Genomic DNA, 24,407 nt, shown 5'->3' with positions numbered 1-24,407 from the left:
TTGCATTATAAGGCCCGATGTATAGACTACATCGGGCCTCATGTTATTCAATTTATTGCAGCTGATCCAAAATCGATCTTTCAGATGTTTGTAAAAGGATTTGTTCTGGTTTAAGTAATTCTAATACAACCACTTCATTTCTGCCTTTTTTAAGCCACTCGGCCGGTAGGTATATGGTTTGTTGCGGGCCAATGCTCCAGTATTTACCCAAATTGTGCCCATTTACCCATACTACACCTTTACCCCATTTGCGCATATCCAGGTAGGTGTCGGCAATCTTATCTAAATTAAATAAACCTTTCTTAATCACTGGTGCTTTACTTTTATAAGCTATCGACTGGTACTTTAAACCATCCAGATTTTTGAATGGCAGACTATACATTTTCCAGTTGTTCAATTCGGCATGGTTAAACCGTACTTTTTCGGTAATGCCTTTTTTATTTTGTAAAAGATACTTGCCAAAATTAATCCGACCCAGATTTTCAACCAATATATCCAGCGTTACCTTACCTACAGGTAAGGTAACTGGTAAACTATCTTGCTTTAAACGACGATCAAGTGTACCGACGGTTTTTCCATTGACCATAATAACTGCATAATCCCTTAACTCCTCTAATTTCAATACGCCGCTGATTCCTCCTTTTATAATAGTGCGATATAACACAAAACCATAATCCTGGTTCAGATCTTCAAACGTAAGCGGTTTAAGACTGCTCTTAGGTACCGGCAGATTCTGTAATACCCCCCCTGCCTGGGTAAGCTTTACAGCAGGGAACTTAACAGCAGGCTTAGCAGCGGGAACTGGTGGTAATTGCTCACCAGCAGGTAAATATTTTTCAATTACACTCCTGAACGTCATAAACTTAGGTGTGGCATTACCGGCCTCATCCAATGGGGCATCATAATCATAACTACTTATCTGCGGTTCATAAGGAGTTTCATCTTTAAAATTGGCCCCATTCATAAATCCGCGGGTGGTACCACCATGAAACATATACATATTGATGGAGATCCCCGCTGCCAAAACAGAATCAAGCCTGCTGCTATACTGTTCCGCCGGAACAGTATGATGCTTTGTGCCCCACCAATCAAACCAGGCCGGGTACCATTCAGCAATATAATAAGGCCCTTTCCCATTATGATTTTCATTGATGATCTTTTTTACTTTAGCAGGGTTATCCAGCCCATTTACCGCAGGCAACAATCCAGGCAAATGCCCTTTTACCAGGTCGGGTGCCGGATCGCAGGTATAAAGTAAGCCGTCAAAACCCGCTTCTTTAAATAACTTCTGATTGATTTCCAGGTATTCTTTATCGTTGCCGTATGATCCATATTCATTTTCAATCTGTACCATGAGGATATTGCCTCCATGATTGATCTGTAAAGGTGCCAGCTGTTTTCCTACTTCCTTGATATATTTTTCATACTCTTTCAGATACCGTTCTTCTTTACTACGAACCACAAGGCCTTTTTCGTTTTGCAGCCAGTACGGATAGCCACCAAACTCCCACTCGGCACAAACATAAGGACTGGGTCGAAGGATCACCCACAATCCCTCCTGCTGGGCAATCTTTACAAACTCAGCCACATCATTATTTCCGCTGAAATCAAATAAACCTTTCCGAGGTTCATGCAAGTTCCAAAAAACATAGGTGCCGATAGTATTTAGTCCCATGGCTTTCGCCATTTTCATGCGGGCACGCCAAGCCTCACGAGGTACCCGAGGATAATGCATTTCGCCGCTGATCATCTGGAAAGGCTTACCATCCAATACAAAAGCAGTATCAGATAAAGCAAAAGAATGTTTGGTTTGTGCCTGGGTATATAAGGCTGCTAAAATTAAAATACCCAAACACAGAGCTCGTAATTTGTTTCTTAAAAGCATAAAATTAATTGGTCGTGTTATTTTATTAGGTTGTATTTGCTAAATACAGGTTTTTTTAAATAACATAAAGGGGGTAAAATCGCCAATTGCAGGGGATATTTTCTTATAAACAATCAGGCATTCACACAAGTTGCCAGTACAAAACTGCGCTTAAATTGCTTAATAAAGTAAATCGCAGCGATACGAATTACGTGCGGGCTGTTTATGAAAAATCAATTAGTTGCGAAGCGGACTGCCAGTTTACCCAAGCCATAAAACACTGCGAGGAAGGCCTTGCTATAGGCCCACAAGTTGAAATGTATCAGGGAAAATCAAGGCAAGAACCCGTTGATATGGATTTCGGGCACGTGGAAGAAAGAAAACTTGAGGTTATGATTCCCGAAGGATATAAAGTGAGTAATCTGAACGACTTAAAATTAACCAGACTTATAAGGACAACGGTGAATTAGCAATGGGGTTTGTATTAGATTATGAAGTAAAAAGAAACATGCTGGTTGTTCACATTGTGGAGGAGTAAAGGCAAACTAGCTACCCGCTTACCCAGTTTGCCAATTTCAGGAAAATCATTAACGCATCTTCGGATTTTAACAAAGTTGTTTTAGTGCTTGAAAAAAAATCGTAATCATCAGTGGACAGGGCCTGTACCATTACACTATAGCCGAAAAAATTAAGAGAAGCTCATTTTGTAAACTTACGCCCCTGTCTTCATTATACCATTTTTGTAATGCAATCTTTTTTTGCTCCATTTCAACATGTTCTTCAAGTAAGCGGTTGTATAGTAGTTGGCACTCCGCAGGTCGTGATCCCCAAACAGCAAGGTCATTATTTTCATGATCAGCAATGATCAATTTGGGAATAGTTTTTTTGCCATTGGTAAGGTAAAGATCGATCAAGAACGGCGCGGCATCTCTTAATTGATAATCTATCCTTATCAAAGGATTCAATTCAGATAATCTATGTATAAACGGTAAAGAATGAGCGGCGTCACCACACCAAGGTTCGGTTATGATCGTCCAAAATTGTGCTTTTTTTATGCTTTGTATTACGGCTGCTAACTTATCATTCAATATACCAACCTTTAACCATCTTTGCTGCCGCGACCAATTTAACCTTGTGTAATTGAGGTATGCAGGATCCTGATAAAGAGACGGGGGATTAGGATCGTCTAAAATACTTTGAAAGATCTGCTGATAAGCTAAAAAGTCCATCGATCACGCTGTTTATTGTTAAAAATGAAGTAAAGTCTGTTTTTCAACCGGCTTTAACAGAATTGGTAATTTACAAATGATTAATTTAAAACAAGTCTGATTTTCACCATTAATGTCATAGTTGAATTCGGTACTTATTACCTATCTACATCTTAGCAATCAGTTCACCCTTAGCCCCCTTAAACCAAGATCCCGCTTGGCAAGGGCAGTAGCCATGGATGCGTGTTCCTAATCCCTCTATTCAAACTGCCGGTAATGGCCGGCATAGCTATCCAACGGAAAAGCGATCAAAATCAATCCATTCGAACGGATTATTTAATCGGGCCTCTCCAAAACATTCCTATAAAACATAACACGTATTCACTTTTTTCATTTTCAATATTCACGTTCATTCTATTCATTAAACTATTCAATCTTACAACTATCAGCATTATGACTTAAATTAGGATTGCATAACCTAATCTCCCTACCATCCAATTATCCTAATGACTTCAAACCAAAGTCCCCCTTCACACTTTTACACCCTTGATTCTATCAGGGGCATTGCAGCTATAATAGTTATTCTAAATCATTGGGAGTTCTTTTACTATGCTAATGATACCTGGGTACACAATGGTTTTGATAAAACGGCGCTTCCGTTCTATCCTTACCTTTCGGCCATTTATAATAATGGTGTGGCAGCGGTTGATATGTTCTTTCTCCTTTCCGGATTCATTTTCTTCTGGCTGTATGCCGAGCGGATTGCCAAGCGAAAAATAAATTTCCGTAAGTTCATAGTTTTCCGGATCAGCAGGCTCTACCCTATCCACCTGGTTACTTTATTATCAGTGGCGGGGCTTCAATGGCTCATGTTCAAAAATACCGGTCATTACTTTATTATCCTGTATAATGACAGTTACCATTTTATATTGAATCTCCTTTTTATGCAAAATTGGGGATTTGAGAAAGGCGCGTCTTTTAACGGGCCATCATGGTCGGCTTCTGTGGAAGTATTTCTTTATTTTATATTCTTTATTATCTGCTACCTGAAATTGCAGAACAAAAAATGGTTGCTGTTCCTCCTCATCCCTGTGGGTGTATTTTTGCAATATTATTATACCCTCATCGGGAAAGGAATGTACTCCTTCTTTTTAGGCGCACTTGTTTACTATCTCTATGTTTGGATGCTTAAAGAAAACAGGGTCAAAAAATACCTGCCGGCTCTTATTACTTTCACCGTTTTACTTTGGGTCTTAATGTTTGCAGAATATCAATTATCCTATATCCGGGATATATGGATGAAGCAGTATCCACATATATTCCACAACAGCCACCCCGAATCAGCATTAAAAGTTTTTGACCTCGGTAAGAACTTCGTTTTCCGAACCTTCGTATCCCCCTCTACCATTCTCTCCCTGGCCTTATGGGAAACCAACAAGGGCATGCTTAATAAGAAATGGGCACTGCTTGGTAATTGCAGTTACGCCATGTACTTAATTCATTTTTCATTACAGATCACATTTGTACTTATAGCTGATGCTTTTCATATCAACCGCCTGGCATTTCACTCACCAATTTCTTTACTTATTTTTTTTCTGATTCTGTTACCCCTGAGTATAGGTGCTTACAACTATTTCGAGTTACCTGCCCAACAAAAACTCAGGGACAGATTCGGCAAAACCAAGAGTTCCGATGCTGGCATAGCCGAGGTTAAAGTACCAACATAACAGATCTGTGACGAGGAGCCTTTTCCCGCCCGTGTTAAAGAATATAGCGAATAGCTACCGGCGGGGTTCCTGCATTCACACAGCATTTTCACATAATACAACATGAAAAATTAATCACTTAATATGGGATTGAAATTTAGCTTACCACTGATCCTGGTGTTGATAATAGTTATGGGATGCTCAAGCACCCGTAAACTCACTTATTTTAATGACATTGCAGCGGCTACCGGGGCCGATTCCCTTCACCGCATGCAGCAGCTGAAAATACAGCCTGGCGATATCCTGCAAATCATTATCACCACGCCTGACAAAGATGTATCACAGATCTATAACTCCAACGTTGTTTCCAACTCCGCTTCCGGTAGCGGCATCGAACAGGGATATCTGGTAGACAGTGCCGGCTATGTAGCATTACCGGTGATCGGGAAAATAAATGTAAAGGGTAAAACTACCACGGCCATTAATGATCTGGTATCACAAGAACTGGACAAAACAGCCCGTAACACTTACGTATCTACACGGCTGGTAAATTTCAGGATATCGGTTCTGGGTGATGTGGCCCACCCGGGTTCCTTCCGTATAGGAGCAGAAAGGGCCTCTATACTGGATGCGCTGAGCATGGCAGGCGATCTCAATCTCACCGCCAAACGGAACGATATCATGATCATCCGGGAAATCAATGGCATTAAAACGTATGGATTTGTAAACCTGAACGACAGCAAAACACTTTCCTCTCCTTATTATTATCTCAGCAATAATGATGTAATATATGTAAAACCCGGTCCGGGCAGTAAGTTCGCCACCTCCAAAATAATACAGCTCATGCCGGCTATCATAGGCGTGATATCACTTATTACCACAATTGTGATTTTAAATAGATAATCAGCGTTATGAATCAGCAAAAAACAACAGACAATAAGAACTCACTAATAGATCTGAATGACCTTTTCCAGAAGATAATATTTCATTGGCCCTTATACTTTTTGGTACTGATTGTAATGGTATCCGGCGCCATGCTTTACCTGAAATATAAGAAACCGATGTATCTGTCGAGCGCTAAATTATACCTTAAAGACGAAAAAAAAGGCGGCGGGGATGAAATGGATGCACTCAAATCACTCTCGCTTTTCAATAGTGGTAAAAATATTGAAAATGAAATAGAGATACTGAAATCGCCTATACTGGTAGAAAAAGTAATCGCGGCCAATAGTTTTAACATCCGGTATTATATAAAAGGAACTGTAAAAAATGAAGAAATCTATAACCGTCCGCCGCTTACCATCCGCGTGCTAAGCGACAGCACCAAAGCAGGTAACTACATTTTTGATATAACCAGGGAAAAAGATTTGCTGAAGATAAGACAGGTAAACGCTACCACCGATATCAGCCAGCAATTGACCGTAAAGCCGGGCCAGCCATTCACTGTAGCAAAAGATAAATTCGTGATCAGCTCACTAACTACTGCCGATCCGGCAAATACATTCAGGATCCAGGTGGATTCAGTGGCGGAGTATGCTAATGAAAAAATAGAAGAAATAGGCGCCTCCCTTGTTAATCGCGATGCTACAATAATACTCGTTAGCTACCAGGACCCAGTGCCTGAGAGGTCCGCCAATTTCCTCAACGCATTGCTGGACGCTTATAACGAATATTCCCTGGACGACAAGAACAAAACTGCCTTCAAAACAATTAATTTTCTGACCGTCCGGATCGATTCATTAAAAGAAGAACTTGGGCTGCTGGAAAAACAGGAAGAAAATTTTAAAATCCAGAGAGGTATCACAGATATTGATGCCAGCTCCAAATTGGCGCTGGACCAGGTAAAGGAAGCAGATGCCAGGCTTAGTGAAGCCAATATGCAACTTTCAGCTCTTGACCAGGTAGAAAAATATATCAGTAATCCGTCTAACGATTATCCCTTTGCTCCTGTAATTGGCAATATTGATCAGACACTGACTTCTATGATCAACCGATATGAGGAAGCACTCAAGGAAAAGAGACGATTGTCCCTCTCTCTCAAGCCTACCAGCGAGATCTTGAAAAATGTGGAGTCGCAGATTAATGATACCCGGAAAACCATCAGCGACTATATCGCCGGGTACAGACGGAACGCAGGTGTGGTACAAAAAGAAACACAACGTAAAGTAAACCAGATACAAGGTAAAATAGCCAATATACCTACCTATGCAAAAGAATATATCAATATTAAAAGACAGCAGGGCGTAAAAGAAGACCTGTATCTATACCTGTTAAAAAAGAAGGAAGAAGCATCGGTTGCCTATGCCAGCAATGTAGTAGACAATAAAGTGATTGCTCCGGCCTTTGTACCTGACAAACCTATCTCTCCGAAAAAACCTATTGTATTCATAGGCTTTATAGCTCTCGGCCTCATACTCACCAGTGCCTATATCTATTTTAAATATTTCTTAAATGCCAGCGTACTCAGTAAAAAAGAGATCGAGCAAGTATTCGATCTCCCTGTAATCGCTGAAATCTATCAGCAGGATGAAGGAGCAAATAATCTGTCGCTCCAGAATAGATCGGTATTGGTGGAACAGGTATTCAACATGCGTACAAATCTTAAATTCCTGCTCACAGGAATTTCAGGTACACCCACCATCCTGTTCACTTCCAGTATTTCGGGAGAAGGGAAAACATTCTTATCGGTCCATCTTGGGAATTCCTTAACAATGGGCGATAAAAAAGTGGTATTGCTTGAGTTGGACCTCCGGAAACCAAAACTTTCACACTTCTTTGGGCTGGATCATAACATTGGCGTCACCAATTATATCATGGGCAATAAAACCGTAGAAGAGATCATTAAAAAAGTACCGGGTACAGAAGGACTTTACCTCGTTTCTTCCGGAGCTATTCCTCCAAACCCCATAGAACTGATTGAGGGAGAACGCATGGCAGATCTGCTGAACCATTTGAAAAACCAGTTCGACTACGTTATCATTGATATGTCACCTATTGGTATCGTATCAGATGCTCAAAGTATTTCAAATTACGTGGACTGCGCCCTGTTCGTGGTACGGTACAATTTCACCCTCAAGTCTAAACTACAGCCTGTAGCAGAAAACCTGAGAAAAGGGTTCTTTAAAAAAATGGGGATCGTTTTCAACGGTATAGAGCAGGATACCTTCTACCCGTATTACTATTACGATCACTACTCATACACAGAAGATAAGCAACATAAGCATACATGGTCATCATTGGTTAAAAAAATAAAACAGCGCATTGTATAAACTATTTGAAAATAGCGGTTGGCTCTTGATTGATAAGCTCAGTAAACTTTTCCCTGGCATTATCATCATGGCTCTTATTGGCCGTCACCTGGGTCCGGAAGAATTCGGGATCTGGAATTATGCGCTGGCACTCACCACTATTATAGGGAGTGTGGCCATACTGGGGATGGACAAGCTTGCTGTAAAAGAAATCATCAATAATGAGCAAAGACAGGGAACTATTGTGACAACTGTTATTTTAATGAGAATTGGTGCTGGCATAATCTGTATGGCCATCAGCGTAAGCATTGTGTTGTTATCCAGGCAACATCAGCAGATCTATTTATATTGTACCATTTTTTCAGCGCTGATCATTATCCTGCAATCCTTTGATGTACTGGATTATTTCTACCAGGCAAAAAACGATGTAAAAAGAGTGATCATTCCAAAAGTGGCTGTTTTCATTACTTTCTGCATTGTAAAGCTTGTCATTATATTTTTTAAGGGCACACTGATGGCCTTTCTATGGGTATCCACTATAGAATTGCTCGTGACTTACGTGATAATAATGGCAGTATTCGGTTATCATAATGCCGTGGATTTCACTTTGCGCATTGATTGGTCGTTGGCCAAAACACTGCTGGCGCAAAGCTGGCCACTGATGCTCTCAAACCTGGTGGTAGTACTGTTTATGAAGATAGACCTGGTATTATTGGATGCACTTTCCAGCGCCGCCGAACTGGGCAAGTATGTTGGCGCCGCACGCATTTCTGAATTATGGTACGCCATCCCTACGGTGATATCTGTAGCAATACTCCCGAGCCTCATTCAAAAGAAAAAGATCAGCCGCAACGCTTATCTATTAACACTGGAAAAATGGCTCCGGTTGTCGTTTTGGCTAAGCGCTGCTATTGCTATGCTGGTTACATCCACTGCACACCTCATTATTCCGTTCCTTTATGGCAAAGGATACACGACTGCTTCCTGGATGCTGATGATACATATATGGGCAGGAATTCCCGTTTTCCTGAGCATCGTTATAGTGCAATATCTTTTCGTGGAAGGAGAATATAAAATCTACCTGTATGGCAACCTGGCTGGCCTGATGGCTAATGTGTGTATTAATTTCTTCCTGATACCAGCATATGGTGGTATTGGCGCGGCCATTGCCACGGTGGCTGCTTATGCTACTGTATATGGTATGCTGCTCCTGCTTGACAAAAGCGGCCAGGGATACCTGCTCACAAAAAAAATGTTCCACCCAGCGCTGGCACTTGCAGATATAAAACAGGCACATAACAGCCTGAGGGATTTTACCAGCAACCTGTTTAGTATCAACCAAAACATTACATGAAATGAGCGGCATTAAAAATAGAGCATTAAAATTAGTCACTTCTTTATTTCCCCGACTTAGTTACGGGGTGCGTGCTTACAGCTCAGAGGGGGAAGATCTCATCCTAAAAAGGATTTTTGATAAAAAACAGAATGGCGTTTATATAGATGTAGGTGCTCATCACCCCTTCCGGGTATCCAACACTTACCTCCTTTACAAGCAGAACTGGACCGGCATCAACATTGATCCTATGCCGGGCTCAAAGGCGTTATTTGATAAACACCGACCCAAAGATACTAACCTGGAAATAGGCGTATCTGTAGCAAAACAGCAACTCACCTATTCCATATTTAATGAAACAGCTTTAAATACTTTCTCTCCTGAAAAAGTAAAAGAATATACGCAGGACACCAAATACAGGGTGATCGCGGAAAAGAAGATCGACACCTGGCCGCTGGCAGATATTCTGGATAAATACCTTGCAAAAGATGTGGTAATTGACTTTCTCACTATCGACGCCGAAGGGCTTGATCTGGAAGTACTGCGATCCAACAATTGGGATAAATACAGACCAACATATGTACTGGTGGAATCGCCCCCGTCAGAGGTATTCCAGGCAGACAGCAGTGAATTATACCAATTTATGAAACTGGTAGGATATGGCATGTTTGCCAAAACTTATTACACTTATTTCTTTAAAAACATGAACACATAAAATGTCTGGAAACAAGTTATATGTACAATATGGCAGTGGCCCTTTTTCAGCGCCCGCTGGCTGGAAAAACTACGACTCGTCGCCAACCCTCAGGATTCAAAAGATTCCTCTGATCGGGAAATTGCTGAAACCGGTTATGCATGTGTCCTTTCACCCTGATGTAATGTTGGGTGATATACTGAAAGGCCTTCCCGGTATAAAGGAAAATTCCTGCGATGGCATCTACTGTTCGCATGTGCTGGAACACCTGGCTTATAACGACTGCCTCCTGGCGCTCAGGAATACCTTTCACATCCTGAAGCCCGGAGGTTATTTCCGGTGTGTGGTGCCCGACTTGGCCAGCGCAGCCAAAAGATATATCGCGCAACTCTCAAACAATGACCCGAAGGCTAATACCGCTTTTATGGAAGAAACACTGCTGGGAAAAGAAGAAAGGATCAGGGGATTTAAACAAATGATAGCCATGACCCTGGGTAACCGGGAGCATCTGTACATGTGGGATCAACTTTCTTTAACCCATCAGCTGGAAGCCGCGGGATTTAAAGATATAAGGAATTGTGCATTTAATGACAGCCCTGATACCATGTTTAAACTGGTAGAAGAAGAAATCAGATTTAATAACGCCGTTGCATTGGAGGCAACCAAATAATGTTACACACGCCGATCTTATTACTGGTATTTAACCGTCCTGAACAGGCATTACTGGTATTTGAGCAGATCAGACTGCAACAGCCGGAACAGCTGTTTATTGCCGCTGATGGCCCCCGGTTCGACCAGCCTGGAGAAGAGGCGATGTGTGACGCTACCAGAGCAGCGGTGTTAAATGGCATTGACTGGCCTTGTAAAATAGAAACACTATTTCGGTCCCATAACCTGGGCTGCGGCAAAGCAGTAAGCACTGCGATCGATTGGTTCTTTAGCCAGGTAGAAGAAGGTATTATACTGGAAGATGATTGCGTACCGGATCTCACTTTCTTCTCCTTCTGTACAGCCATGCTGACGCAATACCGGCTAAACCAAAACATTATGCATATTAACGGGGGCAATTACCAGTTTGGCACTCAGCGAGGGAATGCCTCCTATTATTTTTCCCGTTACGCACATGTATGGGGATGGGCAACCTGGCGACGCGCCTGGCAGTATTACGATTTCACTCTTGACAGGTACCGGCATGTTTCCAGGCAAGGCCTCAACACTTTCTTGCAATCAGAGCTACAATCCATATACAACGCCCAGGTAGATACCTGGGACATCCAGTGGTTTATGACTGTGTGGTTCAATAAAGGATGGGTAATTACCCCCAATGTTAGTCTTGTTAAAAACATTGGTTATGGCAAAAAGGCTACCCATACCCGTTCCGTTCCCCGGTGGTTCAACAAAATACAATACGGCAAAATAACAGAGATCAGGCACCCTGACGAAATCAACATTGATGAAGAAGCAGACAGATATACCATTAACACAGTGTTTAACCCTGGCAGCTTGTCCATTGGGCTTAAAAAAATAGTGAAAAACAATACGCTGCTGTACAATATGTACAAACGCATCTCCAGATAAGTAAATTAATATGGAAGTAGGATACAGTGATCTTCAAAGCAGTAATCTATTCGTGGAATGTTTCAGGGAAAGCATGCCCCTGGTTATTGCCGCGATACTGCTGTATCTTTACTATAACAAGCGGATCTCTATTATAGATACACTGCTTTACGCCTTTGCATCAGAAGCCTATACCATACTTGTCATCGGGCCAACTTTTACTGCTACTTTTTTTGTTGGCATTTTCATCCTCGTTGAACAGGCGCATCGGTTCTTTACCGGCAAGCAATACATCAGGAAGGAATATTTTTTTCTGCTGATATTACCCCTGCTCTCGAATATTGTAGTATTCCTGATCACACAATTCTACAAAGATCCTTTCAGTTATCCCGGTGGCAGGCTATACGCTTTTTATACAAAGCCCATCTATTTTTATCTGAAAACTTACCTGCCTTTTTTTGCTATTGGCGCCAGGATAGTGCAAGAACGAGAAGAACTTTCATTTGAAAAATTCGCGGGCAGCATGAAAAAAATTGCGTTTATATCCTGTGGTATTGCCTTTATCCAGATTGCCGTACAGCTCATTTTCCATAACGTGCAACTTAGTGAATTTCTGGGGCTGCAAAGCCGTTACCTGCTACAGGAGATCAATGGCCCACTGGGACTGCGGGTGCAAGCGTTGTTTGGGGAGCCTAAAGTTTTCAGCGCCTTTCTTTCCTTAACCATTCCCTTGTTTATAAAAGACCGGAACTATAAGGCGGCGACATTAATGTTTATTATGGGTGTCCTTACATCGTCACAAACCTTCTGGATCAATATTCTGGCTGGTGGCCTTCTGTTCCTGTGTTTTCCAAAATTGATGCCGGTAAGATTGAAAATAATCGGCACCCTGGCCATGATCGTTGGTATTTTCCTTATGATCACAGCATCCAAAGAGTACATCCTGAAACAATATATGGCTAACCGCAATCAGCCCATATATCGGCTTCTGCTTGAAAGATCAGCTTACCGCTATGATTACGGTGAAGTATGGGGTAAGAGTAATATCATTCTCGGAATTCCGCTGCAGAGGGATATGGAACTGCCGGTGGTAGATTTCCTGCGGGATGAACCCTATCTTCTTATATCTGGTTATGGAGCTGGAAACAGCACATTCATTCCCGCGGGTTATTTTTTCGGGCAAGCTACTTATCAAAACCTGGTGGCCGGTGTTGGCGGCCATAATCTCAACATGCGCTGGTTCTTTATCCTGGCAGAATTCGGGGCTGTTTCCCTGGTTTTCTTTTTCCTGATACTTACCAGAACGGGTAAGGGAACTTCGCCATTTCAGCGTAGCTACCTGGGGTATGTGGCTGTTTGTTTCTTTTTTAGCCAGATAGATCTTTTTTTGATAATAGTGGCATTACTCTGTGCATATAATAACGGACCAATAAACGAAGAGGGACATGAACAAAGTAAGTAATATTCGCTGGTTGATTCAATTCCGGATGTCTTGGGATTATGAAGAACTAATCGCATTGATAAAAAACGTGGTACGAATCTATTATATGTCCGGCAACCCAGTAATGTCACATGTGGATCTAATGACAATATGATGATGCAGGTATTTTTAGATAATATTGTATTCTCTATTCAGAAAGCCGGCGGTGTATCTGCTTACTGGTACGAGCTGTTGTCTGGTATGTGCAACAGCGACCTGTCAGTTGGCATTTTAAACGCACGGCCGCAATCAGACAATATCTTCGAAAAGAAAATAGATTATAACGATTTCAATTGTATCCGGGAGAGTTGGATTCCTTGTAAATATCTCCGGTACCTGCCGCTGCGCTATCCCCTTCCCGCCGGTGCAGTTTTTCACGGAGGATACCTGCGCGTGTCTCCTCAAAAAAATATCCTGAACATTCTTACAGTGCATGACTTTGCGCACGAGCGGAAGTTAGCCTCAAAGTTTCCGCGGGGACTGGCTAATACCATGCAAAAAGCATATGGTATACAGCGGGCCGACGGCATTATATGTATCTCAGACAGCACCCGGAAAGAGCTACTTCACTTTTTTCCAACCATTAACCCCGCAAAAGTAAAAGTGATTTATCATGGCATTGGCAATTTCTACCAGATCAACAAACAGCAACCGGTCAGTTGTTCGCTGGATATTGACCTTGGAGAAAAATTCATCCTGTATGTAGGCGCACGCAGGAACTATAAGAATTTTTCCATGGCGGTAAAAACGATGGAGTTGCTTCCTCCTTCCTTCCACTTGGTAGTGATAGGTGGAGAGCCCTGGAATAAAGAAGAAATAAGTATGATGAAAGAAAAAATAGCGGGACGCTATCATATTTTCCCAACAATAAATCAGGCAGATCTCAATATATTATATAATTATGCTTTCTGCCTTCTCTATACTTCTGCTTATGAGGGTTTTGGACTGCCTCCGGGAGAAGCAATGAAAGCCGGATGCCCGGTGGTTACTACCGGCATGACATCCATACCTGAAGTAGTAGGCAACGCCGGGCTGATGGCCGAAAAGCCAGATCCATTGCTATTTGCTGAGAAGATCAGTTCCCTGGAAAATGAAACATTCAAACAACAGTTGATTGCCCGTGGCCTGAAACAGGTCCAACAATTTACATGGGATAAAAGTGTGCTCGAAACAATTGATTTTTATAAAGATTGCTGGAATTTCAAATTTACGACATGAGTATTATTTTCAAAATAGCGGACGCTGTAAAAGTATTCCTGGTCTCAGGCAGAGGCCTCAAATCGCTGCTGGAAAAAGGGGCTTCCGTAGCTTCTACCCGGATATTGCATAATTGCAGGCATTACATCCCGGCATTAGGCACTATTATAGATGCAGGTGCCAACCAGGGCCAGTTTGCAGTGGCCGCCAGTCACTTCTATCCTGGTGCGCTTATCCATTCCTTTGAGCCCCTTCCTGAAGTGTTTCCCATTTTACAACGCAATACATGCAGGCTAAGCAGTATCAGCACTTACAATATGGCCCTGGGCAACTCCACCGGAACGCTTGAATTTTACAGCAATGCTTACTCCCATGCCAGCTCGGCCCTACATGTATCTGCCCTGCAAAAAGACATCCTCCCGAAAACAATCACATCACACCGGATAGAAATACCCGTACAGCGATTGGATGATCTGCGCAACGAGCTGTCCTTTATTTCACCAGTATTGTTGAAACTTGACGTACAGGGATTTGAGAAGGAAGTATTGAAAGGCGCGGTAGATAGTTTGCAGCAAATTGATTACCTGTTATTTGAAACCTCTTTTGTTCAGATGTATGAGGGTGAACCTCTTTTTGATGAAATGCACCATTTCGTGAAAAAACTGGGATTTGAATTCATTGCTCCGGTAGGTCTCCTTCAATCGGAAGGATTACAATTCCTGCAAATGGATCTTTTATATAAAAGAAAAAAGAATGAAAATTGTAGTTAATGATCACTCCGACAGCACTTCCTGGCCACTGATGAATATGGTGGTCAAGAGAAATAAAAATGCTTAGGACCGACGGGGCTGTTTCAACGCCACAATATTCTGGAAAGAAAATATTTCATAAGTGGTGCTTTTGTACGGCCCCAGCGCCTTTAATCCGTCTGGCAACAGTCGGTAAAAATCGTAACCAGGTAATATGTCAACAATATCCTTGAAAAAGGTTCTGGAGATGATATTCATTTCATTGAACTCCACCTGTATTACTTCTGCTATTCCGTCGGCGATAGTTTGCCTGGCCCCTTTGAGCACACTTAGTTCATGACCTTCGGTATCGATCTTTAATAATGCTATCTTTGAAATACCATGTTCCACTACAAATTCATCAATAGTGGTAAGGGCAATAGCCACTTCCTCGGCTTTCCCCTTATGAAGATGCTCTATTACACCTTTATACATACTGGCATGTTCTGATCCGCCATCACCCTGATAGTCGTAAATCGCAGCCACACTACTCTCTTCCCCCGCTCCCTCTGGCACTGCTATGAAATTGTATGCCGCTGCTGCCTCGCTTAATTTACGGAAAGCTACCGGATGCGGCTCAAACGCAAAGATAGGTAGAGTAAGCCCATTCTTTCTCAGCATCACCGAGTAGTTTCCTATATTGGCACCAACATCCATAATCACGCCGGAATCAAGCTTCCTCCCGGCCTTCAAAAACTTAATGAACGCCTTTTCTCCAGATACAGTATCGTTCTCATAATTTTTCATTCCCAACCCAAACAAACTCAGCTTATACAACAAAAGGTTCACAGGATAAAAAATCCGCCGCACAAACAGGAATACATACACTCTTTTAACAGACTTTCCGAGGGTATTCATATTTTATTAAATATTGGTTATAATCAGGCTACTGGTGCAATACTGTACTGTTGTAATTTAATGATATTTTACCTGGTAAACGTATCCACCTTATTCATTTCTTATTTGTGAATTTTAGGATCTTATGCTTAACCACAAATTTAAAGTTTAGAATCCGGCACAATGGTATCGTATAACTTAAAAAATTTAATCTATTTTAATATTTCGGAGACCATAATTTCCATTTTCCTACAGATTTTGTATGTATTTATGCCCAGTTCACGCCTCACAGAACTTGAATATCAGTAGATCTCATAATACAGTTTTAGATTTTTAACTTTGATGATATGAAATGGATCACCCGAGAACGCCCTAAGATCGACCGTATTGCCTGTCCATGGCTGATCAAACGGTTTATTGATCCGGAAGGAGAAATCATTTATGTGCCATTAAACCAAGTACTGATCAAAGCGACAGAATTGGATGCAATTCCCTTTGATATACCAGGTGTGGAGTATAGCCATTATGAAGATCAGTGTTCATTTGACTACTTTCTGAAAAAGCATCGCTTAAAAGATGATGCGTTATTCCGGATAGCAGCCATCGTGCGGGGAGCGGATACCGATCGCTTTGATTTTGCCCCCCAGGCTGCTGGTTTATCCGCCATATTTTTAGGGTTGGCACAAAACATTCAGGACGATTATGAATTGCTGGAACTTGGTATGAAAATATATGATGGCTTATATACCTGGGCAAAGTATCTATATCAACAAAAGCATACACAGGAACCCGTGGGACAGCTCTGGCTGGAACTATTCAATAAGTTCCTTGAGCAAAAAGGCTCTAAAAAGACACCGAAATGGGCAAAGGAGATCAGGGAAATGATCCAGGATCAGATCGACACTAATATGAGCTTAAGTTTACAGCAGGTATCCGAAGAACTGGAGATTAACCCAGCTTACCTTTCAAGGGAGTTTTCCAAATATTTTGAAAATCTTTCCTTCGGGGACTACATTAGAAAGATGCGGATCGAGAAAGCCATGGCCCTGATGGAAACTACCGATTATTCTTTATCAGAAATCGCCTACCTGACTGGTTTTTCTGACCAAAGCCATTTTAACCGAATTTTCAAGAAACAAATGAGCATGAAAGCGTCCGACTACAAAAAAAATCTGGCTAAAAAGTAAAGCGGGTTCTATTCAGGTAAAATCCGTTCTATTTTGGAGTTTGAAATTCCCATAGCATTGTGTTTACAAATACAGCACTGGATTCCCAGCTATGAAAGATTTCGTATTAACTATTTCAAAGATCAGCCTACTTACAGGAATGTTCCTTTGTTTTTTACTGCCAGAACGAACCTCCGCACAGCAAGGGAAGTCTTATCTCGACTCCCTGCTTCGGACGGCTGCGGCCAACTATCCTCTGATCAAGGCCAAAAAACTACAAACCCAAGCCCTGCAATATACGGTAAAGTATAAGCAGAACGGCTTAATCCCATCACTCAATGCCTCCTATCAGGTAGATTACGCAACTGCGAATAACATTACCGGTATGATCTATCCGCAGTATATCACCCCGATCAGCGGCCCGCCAAGCAAAGGCAATGATTACAGTGGAGTTCCAGGCAGCGCCGCGGCGCTCAACCTGCAATGGGAACCCATCACCTTTGGCCAGCGTAGCGCTGAAATTGATTTGGCAAAAGGCCGACTACAATATGGCCAGGCGGATGAGAACCTTACCTTATTTCAGCACCAGGTTTATGTGATTGGTGCCTGGTTGAATTATTTACTGGTCAGCGACCTGATCAAGGTTTATCAATCCAATATTGATAAATCAGCTTTTAACTTAAAGCAGGCACAAACCTTAGTTGTCAGCGGTTTAAGGCCGGGTACAGATTCTTCTTCTTTTCATTCCGAATATACCAGGGCCCAAATGCAGCTGATTGCTTTTGAAAGGCAAAGGGATTCCACGCTGATCGCACTTAAAGAACTGGTCGGCGGCAAATTACCTGCTGGCTTGCCCGTAGATTCTTTGCTCTTCATCAATCTTCCCACTATTTCCTTGGCGGATACTTCAACAACCGATCACCCGGAAGTACAATTGGGAAAGGCGAATGTCAGCGCAAATGAGCTGGCATTAAAATCCTTAAAGAAAAGCATTCTGCCTCGTTTGACTCTTTGGAGCACGGGTTATGGCCGGGGTTCAGGCATAAGTACTGATGGTTCAGTCAATTCCAGTGAGGGCTGGCGCTTTCAGCGGTATAATTATGGCGTAGGCGCGCAGATCGCTTTTCCTATACTGGAAGCTTTCCGGCAGAAACCTTTATGGAAACAGCAAGAGCTTATTACCGCATCCAGCCGGGAACAACTGGCGCAAACCGAACTGCATTTGAACACACAAAAGGAGATCGCAGCATCCAACTTTCAAAAGGCATTGCAGTCTGCCAGGCTGGCACCGCAGCAATTCCATTCAGCTGAATATTCGTATAAAGCCATCCAATCCAGGTATAAATCGGGATTGATCAATTATTACGACGTAATCCAGGCACAGCAGCTTTTATTTCAGTCTGCGGCTACCGTAAAGATCGCTTATTATGGTGCCTGGCGGGCTTTATTAAGCGAGGCGGCCTATAGTGGCAGCCTCAACCTGTTTTTAAACCAATACGGCAAATGAACATTATTCAATTTTTATATAGCTCACTAAGAAAACCAGTCACGATCATCGTGGCTATCATCGCCATTGTTTTCTTTTCGGTGGTATCCATTAAGACAATGCCGATTGACATTTTCCCAAAGCTGGGGACACCGACAATCTATGTGGCCCAAACCTATGGCGGTCTTTCTGCCGAACAGATCGAAGGTTTTGTGACCTCTTACTATGAATACCATTTTCTGTATGTCACCGGGATTAAATCGGTGGAAAGTAAGACCATTCAGGGCGTTACCTTATTAAAGCTAAATTTTTACGAGGGTACCGATATGGGGCAAGCCACCGGCGAGGTCGTTTCGATGGTGAACCGGGCACGGGCCTTTATGCCGCCGGGAACCGTATCGCCCTTTGTTACCCGTTTCGATGGCGGCAGTGTTGCCGTAGGCCAGCTGGTATTCAGCAGTCCAAGCCGGTCATTAGCAGAAGTATCGGATCTGGCCCTGTTTAAGGTTCGGCCCATGTTCTCTACACTGCCAGGCGTTTCTGCACCGCCGCCGTTTGGCGGTAACCAGCGCTCCGTGTTAATCAAAGCCGATCCCAATAAATTGCGCAGTTATGGTATCAGTCCTGAAGAACTGGTTACGGCTATCGCCAAAGGAAACACCATCCTTCCGGCGGGTAACCTACGAGTGGGCGATCAGATGCTCGTAGCGCCTCAAAATACGGTTGTGGATAATATCCAGGACCTGGGCAATATTCCTGTAAAAACCGGCAGCGGACCTGCTGTTTACGTGCATGACCTGGCGCAGGTGGACAATGGCGCTGATATTACCGCAGGTTACGCGCTCATTAATGGCAAGCGTTCGGTTTATATCCCGGTAACCAAACGCGCCGATGCTTCTACCTGGGATGTGGTACAGAAAGTAAAAGCAGCTTTACCGGATATGCAGGCTGCCATACCTGCGGATATTAAAGTCAGTTATGAATTTGACCAATCGGGTTATGTGATCAATTCCATAAAGAGTCTGATGACAGAAGGTATTTTAGGAGCATTATTAACCGGTTTGATGGTGCTGCTGTTCCTGCGCGACTGGCGCGGTTCACTCATTGTTGTTTTAACCATTCCGCTGGCCTTGCTTTCAGCGGTGATCTTCCTGAAGCTGTTCGGTCAAAGTATCAATATCATGACGCTTGGTGGTTTAGCTTTAGCTATCGGCATATTGGTGGATGAGGCCACAGTAACCGTCGAAAATATACACCACCACCAGGAAAAAGGCGAGCCGAAAGGCCGGGCCATTTTAGAGGCATGTAAGGAGATCGCGTTACCCAAGCTGCTGATCCTGCTTTGTATCCTGGCTGTGTTCTTCCCGGCTTTCTTTATGTCGGGCATTCCTAAAGCGATGTTCCTGCCGCTTTCTCTTTCGGTTGGTTTTGCTATGATCGCCTCTTTTCTTTTGTCACAGTCTTTTGTCCCGGTGATTGCCAACTGGCTGTTTAAGGATAAATTGTCTGATGCAGCCAAAGAGGGCAAATGGATAACCCGTTTTAAAGAAAGACATGAAAGGCTGATCCGTCGCTTGTCGCCGGGCAGAAACTTCCTGATCCTAATTTACCTGATACTTTCCGTCGCTTTAGCAGCACTGCTTTTCTTTACCGTTGGCAAAGAACTGTTCCCCAAAGTGGATGCGGGTCAGTTTCAGGTGAGATTAAGGTTAAAGGAAGGCACGCGTATAGAGCGAACAGAGCAAAGCACAAAACAGTTGCTGCACCTGATCGACAGTATTTCAGGTGGAAATAAAATCGCCATTTCTTCTGCCTATGTTGGCCTTGTGGGTTCAAGCTACCCGGTGAGCGTGATCCATTTATGGACCAGCGGGCCTGAAGAAGCTTTGTTAAAAGTTAAATTCATTTCAGGTGCGGGCATTCATCTGGATGATTTTAAGGAAAAGGTACGCCAATTAGTAAGTGCAAAAATGCCCGGATCACATATTTCTTTTGAACCGGCAGACCTGGTAGAACAGGTCATGAGCCAGGGAACAGGTACACCGATACAGGTACAGGTCCTGGGTAAAAGTTTAGCACAGGATCGTGAGTTTGGAAAGAAGATCGTTGAACAGTTGAAAAAACTGCCTTACCTGCGGGATGTAGCTTACAGTGCACCGCAGGGTTATCCGGCTATGAAGATCGAATTTGACCGTGTGAAACTGGGGCAGTTAGGCTTAACGGTGGAAGATGCCGGTAAATCGCTGGCTGCTGCCACCTCATCCAGCCGTTTTACACAGCCTAATTATTGGGTAGATAAAGCAGCCGGCACGGCTTACCAGGTACAGGTGCAGATACCGGAATTAACCATGAATGATCCGGGACAAGTGGATAACATTTTGTTGAACTCCAACAATGGTAAACAGGTATATATGCGGGATGTGGCAACTTGGAAAATGGGCAATACAGAGGGTGAATTTGACCGCCTGAATCAAAAGCGCTTCATCACGATTACAGCTAACTTGCAGGGCAAGGCATTGGGTTCGGCCATTAACGATATTGACAAAATTATTTCCAATACAGGCAAGTTGCCCGAGGGGATGAAGATACAGCAGCCGGGGCAAGCGGAGGTGTTTTTACAAACTTTCTCTGAACTTCAAAACGGCATCTTACTGGCTATCGTGGTGATTTTTCTGCTGCTGGCGGTAAACTTCCAGTCGTTCAGGTTATCACTCGTGATCATCGCGGTTATTCCTGGTATTTTAGCGGGCAGTCTTTTGTTGCTTTGGATCTGCGGTAAAACGTTGAACATACAATCTTACATGGGCTGCATTATGGCGGTCGGCGTGGCGGTAGCCAATGCCATTCTGTTTGTCACTCAAGCAGAAAACCATCGTCGTGAAAAACTAAGCGAACCTTATTTACAAGGGATCAAAGACCGGATCAGGCCGATCCTGATGACCAGCCTGGCGATGATCGCTGGGATGATTCCCATGGCTTTTGGCTTAGGAGAAGGCGGGGATCAGACGTCCCCGTTAGGAACAGCAGTAATTGGCGGGCTGATCTTCTCCATGTTCTCCAGCCTGATCGTATTGCCGTTAATTTACCAGTCGTCCATCGGCAATCGCCCTGTCCCTGTTATTTCCTTGGACCCGGATGACCCTGCAAGCAAGTATCACCTTTTAACCGAAAATCAATCATGAAAGCTATAAAATATCTATATTACATCCCAGTTTGCCTGCTGGCAGCATGTGGCGGGAATCAAACTGAAAAAGCCGCGCCACAGGGATTGCCGGATAAACCCGTAGTTAAATTGATCACCCTGAAACTGGAGCCCGTTTCCAATAAACTGAACCTGACTGGAGAAATTATTCCATTTGACCGTGCTAGTATTTATGCGCGCACACCTGGTTATGTCAAAGAAGTGAAAGTAGATATTGGTTCTAAAGTTACGAAGGGACAGGTGCTGTGTATCCTGGATGCACCAGAATTAAAAGCAGCGCAGGCACAAAGTCAAAGCAACAGCATGGGTACAAAGTCTAAATATGAATCCAGCAGATCCACTTATTTAAGATTATTAAAGGCGGCACAAACACCCGGCGCGGTGGCGGATAATGAATTGGAAATAGCACGCAACCAGATGCGGACGGACAGCTCGGTTTATCAGGCCTCCCGTTCAGCTACTCAAGCGAATAAGGCGCTGGAAGATTACCTGGTCATCCGTTCGCCATTTAATGGCGTAGTAACGGCAAGAAATATTTTTAAAGGAGATTTTGTGGATAATACAGGCAAAACGCTCTTATTCCGTGTGGAGGACAATTCCTCATTAAGAGTTGATGTGGCGGTTCCGGAGGCCTATAATTCGACTATATTAAAGGATAATGTTGCTTCGTTTACAGTATCGGCCAATCCGGGACAGGTCTTTAAAGCAAAACTGGCCCGGAAATCAGATGCCATTGATCCGCAGACCCGCAGCGAAACATGGGAACTTACTTTTCCAAACATGAACGGTTTGCTCAAGCCCGGTATGTTCGCGCAAATTGTATTGCCGGTCAGCCGCCCAAAAGAGGGATTTCTGGTTCCTTTTAAAGCAGTTGTCACTACGCAGGAGCGTAAGTTTGTGATCAGGGTAGAAAATGGAAAGACGAAATGGGTGGATGTGAAGACGGGATTTACAGGCAAGGAAAAAATCGAGATCGCAGGTGACCTGAAACCAGGTAACCAAATAGTAGCACAAGCCAACGAAGAACTGAAAGAAGGAATAATGGTTCAAATAAAACAGTAGCTCAGAATAGCAGCTTGCGTATTCTTGGGTCGGTAATGTGCTCATGTACGCAGGTCATAATCGTGATGGAATGCGGTCGCCGTCAAACTTTTGATCGCAGAGTTAAGTAAAGCCTAAACAAGAAAGGGATACCTTCCGGTATCCCCTGAAAAATCATAATTACTTTTTTTATTCTACTTCGGTAGCAGCGGCTTCGTTTACATAATTTTCGGCCACTTGGGTTAATAGAGTATCCGCATTTTTTTCTTCAGCTAAAGTTTCGTCAAATAGACCTTCCGCTTCGCTGTAACCCAGGGTTTTGGCTAAAGTGCGCAGTGTGCCATAGGAGGCGATCTCATAATGTTCTACCTTTTGGGCAGCAGAAATAATGGCTACGTCTCTTACTTCTGTGCCTTTGTCCGTATCAGACAGCAGTTCAGTAGCTTCGTTTAACAGGCCTTCCATTGCCAGACATTTCTTAGTCACTGCTTTTTCACTGATCGAGGCAAATACACTTTCTAAACGCGTTACATGATTTTTGGTTTCTTCCAAATGGTTAGTAATGGTTTGTTTAAGGTCTTCCGAAGTTGCTCCCTTGATCAGCTTCGGCAAAGCTGAGACCAAATGCTTTTCGGCCCAGTAGATGTCCTTGATCTCATCGATAAATAACTCTTTCAGCGCACTTTCAGCTTCTGGTGTGCGGCTGGCTGCTGCTGCAGACTTTTTGTTGTTTTTTGTAGGCATGATTATAGATTTTATTATGGTTAATATTATATAACAGAGTTTCAATAAAACAAGAAGTGTTCCAAAACACCTATAAAAAAGGCAATAATTTTCATTTTTTTGGATAGCACTTATCTCGCCGTTTCTTTCCATATAATTTTTCAATCTCCTCCATATAGTCGATTAGCGCTGACTTCCGGATATTATATGATTCCTCTTCACAGACCAATCCTTTTTCCATCGGCAGGATATTATTTAGTTTAAAACGATTTTCCGCTGAATAAAAGTTAAACTTCTGGCTCGATCCATTTAGTGATTCAATCATTGCAGTGACAGTAGTTAATTTGTTCATATTTCAGATCTTTTTAACGGGCTTACGAATTCCTGATTTCCTTTTTTGGTTTTCCGTGGCAGCATCTATTGAATGCGTGCGGGTCAGATCATTTTCCTTTTCTGCCAGGTCGGATAAGCGGATATAAAATTTATAAAGATGGTCCAGTTCCTCCTCGGTCAGATCCTCGATATTGACCATACGGTTACTGGTGCCCTCATGCGATGCCAATAGCTCATTTAGCTTCAGGTGAATCGCTTTGGAATCTTTATTTTGGGATTTTTGAATTAAAAACACCATTAAGAAAGTAATGATCGTTGTGCCGGTGTTAATAACGAGTTGCCAGGTTTCCGAGTAATGAAATATCGGTCCGGACACCAACCAAATGAGAACTGTTGAAGATGCGAGAATAAATGCAGCGGAACTACCGGTGGCCGCTGTGGCCCAATTGCTGAAACGCTCGAAGAAATTCCTCTTTTTTTTCATATATTTTTCAACTTAATATAAACCTCACTGTCATCGCCAGGCTACAACCATCCAGCAAGC

At 42.9% G+C, this 24,407-nt stretch carries 21 protein-coding genes; 15 read left to right on the top strand and 6 right to left on the bottom strand.

What is annotated here, in order from left to right; translation table 11 throughout:
* Positions 1-52: 52 nt before the first annotated feature.
* Entirely contained in the window at positions 53-1,885 is a 1,833-nt protein-coding gene (locus tag AB6735_RS07035) for a beta-galactosidase family protein (protein WP_370995160.1), read from the bottom strand.
* A 155-nt stretch (positions 1,886-2,040) separates the two neighbouring features.
* On the opposite strand from AB6735_RS07035, the gene AB6735_RS07030 reads away from it, so the two are divergent.
* Entirely contained in the window at positions 2,041-2,334 is a 294-nt protein-coding gene (locus AB6735_RS07030) for a hypothetical protein (protein WP_370995159.1), read from the top strand.
* A gap of 198 nt (positions 2,335-2,532) precedes the next feature.
* Here AB6735_RS07030 and AB6735_RS07025 read toward each other — a convergent pair whose 3' ends face one another.
* Positions 2,533-3,093 (bottom strand): thioredoxin family protein, encoded by a 561-nt coding sequence (locus AB6735_RS07025; protein ID WP_370995158.1) that lies wholly within the window; start codon positions 3,091-3,093, stop codon positions 2,533-2,535.
* Positions 3,094-3,578: 485 nt separating this feature from the next.
* On the opposite strand from AB6735_RS07025, the gene AB6735_RS07020 reads away from it, so the two are divergent.
* From AB6735_RS07020 to AB6735_RS06975, 10 genes are all read left to right on the top strand, one after another.
* On the top strand, positions 3,579-4,799 hold the full coding sequence (locus AB6735_RS07020; RefSeq protein ID WP_370995157.1) for an acyltransferase family protein: 1,221 nt from the start codon (positions 3,579-3,581) through the stop codon (positions 4,797-4,799).
* Positions 4,800-4,922: 123 nt separating this feature from the next.
* The gene (locus AB6735_RS07015) at positions 4,923-5,681 is read left to right on the top strand and encodes a polysaccharide biosynthesis/export family protein (RefSeq protein WP_370995156.1); all 759 of its coding nucleotides are present in this window, start codon (positions 4,923-4,925) and stop codon (positions 5,679-5,681) included.
* Positions 5,682-5,689: 8 nt separating this feature from the next.
* On the top strand, positions 5,690-8,047 hold the full coding sequence (locus AB6735_RS07010) for a GumC family protein (RefSeq protein WP_370995155.1): 2,358 nt from the start codon (positions 5,690-5,692) through the stop codon (positions 8,045-8,047).
* The gene (locus tag AB6735_RS07005; RefSeq protein WP_370995154.1) at positions 8,040-9,380 is read left to right on the top strand and encodes a flippase; all 1,341 of its coding nucleotides are present in this window, start codon (positions 8,040-8,042) and stop codon (positions 9,378-9,380) included. Before AB6735_RS07010 ends, AB6735_RS07005 begins: the two co-directional genes overlap by 8 nt.
* Position 9,381: 1 nt before the next feature.
* A complete protein-coding gene (locus AB6735_RS07000; RefSeq protein WP_370995153.1) occupies positions 9,382-10,074 on the top strand; it encodes an FkbM family methyltransferase in 693 nt (230 codons plus the stop codon).
* A gap of 1 nt (position 10,075) precedes the next feature.
* Positions 10,076-10,723, top strand: coding sequence for a methyltransferase domain-containing protein (locus AB6735_RS06995; RefSeq protein WP_370995152.1), 648 nt, complete (start codon positions 10,076-10,078; stop codon positions 10,721-10,723).
* Positions 10,723-11,631, top strand: coding sequence for a nucleotide-diphospho-sugar transferase (locus tag AB6735_RS06990; protein WP_370995151.1), 909 nt, complete (start codon positions 10,723-10,725; stop codon positions 11,629-11,631). Before AB6735_RS06995 ends, AB6735_RS06990 begins: the two co-directional genes overlap by 1 nt.
* A gap of 10 nt (positions 11,632-11,641) precedes the next feature.
* Complete coding sequence (locus AB6735_RS06985) at positions 11,642-13,072, top strand: hypothetical protein (protein WP_370995150.1); 1,431 nt, start codon at positions 11,642-11,644, stop codon at positions 13,070-13,072.
* Between the two features lie 129 nt (positions 13,073-13,201).
* Positions 13,202-14,308, top strand: a complete 1,107-nt coding sequence (locus AB6735_RS06980) for a glycosyltransferase family 4 protein (protein WP_370995149.1) — start codon at positions 13,202-13,204, stop codon at positions 14,306-14,308.
* Positions 14,305-15,057, top strand: a complete 753-nt coding sequence (locus AB6735_RS06975; RefSeq protein WP_370995148.1) for an FkbM family methyltransferase — start codon at positions 14,305-14,307, stop codon at positions 15,055-15,057. The genes AB6735_RS06980 and AB6735_RS06975 overlap by 4 nt, the downstream gene beginning before the upstream one ends.
* Positions 15,058-15,120: 63 nt before the next feature.
* Here AB6735_RS06975 and AB6735_RS06970 read toward each other — a convergent pair whose 3' ends face one another.
* Entirely contained in the window at positions 15,121-15,933 is an 813-nt protein-coding gene (locus AB6735_RS06970; RefSeq protein ID WP_370995147.1) for an FkbM family methyltransferase, read from the bottom strand.
* A gap of 326 nt (positions 15,934-16,259) precedes the next feature.
* Between AB6735_RS06970 and AB6735_RS06965 the strand changes: the two genes are divergently transcribed.
* The 4 genes from AB6735_RS06965 to AB6735_RS06950 all read left to right on the top strand — a co-directional run bounded on the left by AB6735_RS06965 (position 16,260) and on the right by AB6735_RS06950 (position 22,828).
* Entirely contained in the window at positions 16,260-17,099 is an 840-nt protein-coding gene (locus AB6735_RS06965; RefSeq protein ID WP_370995145.1) for a chromate resistance protein ChrB domain-containing protein, read from the top strand.
* A 91-nt stretch (positions 17,100-17,190) separates the two neighbouring features.
* Positions 17,191-18,585: a TolC family protein gene (locus tag AB6735_RS06960; RefSeq protein ID WP_370995144.1), complete on the top strand. Its 1,395-nt coding sequence runs from the start codon at positions 17,191-17,193 to the stop codon at positions 18,583-18,585.
* Complete coding sequence (locus AB6735_RS06955) at positions 18,582-21,746, top strand: efflux RND transporter permease subunit (RefSeq protein ID WP_370995143.1); 3,165 nt, start codon at positions 18,582-18,584, stop codon at positions 21,744-21,746. Before AB6735_RS06960 ends, AB6735_RS06955 begins: the two co-directional genes overlap by 4 nt.
* A complete protein-coding gene (locus AB6735_RS06950) occupies positions 21,743-22,828 on the top strand; it encodes an efflux RND transporter periplasmic adaptor subunit (protein WP_370995142.1) in 1,086 nt (361 codons plus the stop codon). Before AB6735_RS06955 ends, AB6735_RS06950 begins: the two co-directional genes overlap by 4 nt.
* A 168-nt stretch (positions 22,829-22,996) precedes the next feature.
* Here the strand turns inward: AB6735_RS06950 and AB6735_RS06945 are convergent, their stop codons facing one another.
* The 3 genes from AB6735_RS06945 to AB6735_RS06935 all read right to left on the bottom strand — a co-directional run bounded on the left by AB6735_RS06945 (position 22,997) and on the right by AB6735_RS06935 (position 24,347).
* A complete protein-coding gene (locus AB6735_RS06945) occupies positions 22,997-23,551 on the bottom strand; it encodes a ferritin-like domain-containing protein (RefSeq protein WP_370995141.1) in 555 nt (184 codons plus the stop codon).
* Between the two features lie 91 nt (positions 23,552-23,642).
* Entirely contained in the window at positions 23,643-23,882 is a 240-nt protein-coding gene (locus AB6735_RS06940) for a hypothetical protein (protein WP_370995140.1), read from the bottom strand.
* A 3-nt stretch (positions 23,883-23,885) separates the two neighbouring features.
* Complete coding sequence (locus tag AB6735_RS06935; RefSeq protein WP_370995139.1) at positions 23,886-24,347, bottom strand: low affinity iron permease family protein; 462 nt, start codon at positions 24,345-24,347, stop codon at positions 23,886-23,888.
* Positions 24,348-24,407 lie beyond the last annotated feature (60 nt).

Origin of the sequence: Mucilaginibacter sp. RCC_168 (assembly GCF_041355315.1) — a bacterium.
Taxonomy (GTDB): domain Bacteria; phylum Bacteroidota; class Bacteroidia; order Sphingobacteriales; family Sphingobacteriaceae; genus Mucilaginibacter.
Note: the sequence above shows the minus strand (reverse complement) of the source record. Positions and strands in the feature narration are given on the sequence as shown.

What these genes read in the sequence shown, in the direction of transcription:
- AB6735_RS07035 (WP_370995160.1), bottom strand. Translation starts at nt 1,885, where the DNA reads ATGCTTTTAAGAAACAAATTACGAGCTCTGTGTTTGGGTATTTTAATT.
- AB6735_RS07025 (WP_370995158.1), bottom strand. Translation starts at nt 3,093, where the DNA reads ATGGACTTTTTAGCTTATCAGCAGATCTTTCAAAGTATTTTAGACGAT.
- AB6735_RS07020 (WP_370995157.1), top strand. Translation starts at nt 3,579, where the DNA reads ATGACTTCAAACCAAAGTCCCCCTTCACACTTTTACACCCTTGATTCT.
- AB6735_RS07015 (WP_370995156.1), top strand. Translation starts at nt 4,923, where the DNA reads ATGGGATTGAAATTTAGCTTACCACTGATCCTGGTGTTGATAATAGTT.
- AB6735_RS07010 (WP_370995155.1), top strand. Translation starts at nt 5,690, where the DNA reads ATGAATCAGCAAAAAACAACAGACAATAAGAACTCACTAATAGATCTG.
- AB6735_RS07000 (WP_370995153.1), top strand. Translation starts at nt 9,382, where the DNA reads ATGAGCGGCATTAAAAATAGAGCATTAAAATTAGTCACTTCTTTATTT.
- AB6735_RS06995 (WP_370995152.1), top strand. Translation starts at nt 10,076, where the DNA reads ATGTCTGGAAACAAGTTATATGTACAATATGGCAGTGGCCCTTTTTCA.
- AB6735_RS06990 (WP_370995151.1), top strand. Translation starts at nt 10,723, where the DNA reads ATGTTACACACGCCGATCTTATTACTGGTATTTAACCGTCCTGAACAG.
- AB6735_RS06985 (WP_370995150.1), top strand. Translation starts at nt 11,642, where the DNA reads ATGGAAGTAGGATACAGTGATCTTCAAAGCAGTAATCTATTCGTGGAA.
- AB6735_RS06980 (WP_370995149.1), top strand. Translation starts at nt 13,202, where the DNA reads ATGATGATGCAGGTATTTTTAGATAATATTGTATTCTCTATTCAGAAA.
- AB6735_RS06975 (WP_370995148.1), top strand. Translation starts at nt 14,305, where the DNA reads ATGAGTATTATTTTCAAAATAGCGGACGCTGTAAAAGTATTCCTGGTC.
- AB6735_RS06970 (WP_370995147.1), bottom strand. Translation starts at nt 15,933, where the DNA reads ATGAATACCCTCGGAAAGTCTGTTAAAAGAGTGTATGTATTCCTGTTT.
- AB6735_RS06965 (WP_370995145.1), top strand. Translation starts at nt 16,260, where the DNA reads ATGAAATGGATCACCCGAGAACGCCCTAAGATCGACCGTATTGCCTGT.
- AB6735_RS06960 (WP_370995144.1), top strand. Translation starts at nt 17,191, where the DNA reads ATGAAAGATTTCGTATTAACTATTTCAAAGATCAGCCTACTTACAGGA.
- AB6735_RS06955 (WP_370995143.1), top strand. Translation starts at nt 18,582, where the DNA reads ATGAACATTATTCAATTTTTATATAGCTCACTAAGAAAACCAGTCACG.
- AB6735_RS06950 (WP_370995142.1), top strand. Translation starts at nt 21,743, where the DNA reads ATGAAAGCTATAAAATATCTATATTACATCCCAGTTTGCCTGCTGGCA.
- AB6735_RS06945 (WP_370995141.1), bottom strand. Translation starts at nt 23,551, where the DNA reads ATGCCTACAAAAAACAACAAAAAGTCTGCAGCAGCAGCCAGCCGCACA.
- AB6735_RS06940 (WP_370995140.1), bottom strand. Translation starts at nt 23,882, where the DNA reads ATGAACAAATTAACTACTGTCACTGCAATGATTGAATCACTAAATGGA.
- AB6735_RS06935 (WP_370995139.1), bottom strand. Translation starts at nt 24,347, where the DNA reads ATGAAAAAAAAGAGGAATTTCTTCGAGCGTTTCAGCAATTGGGCCACA.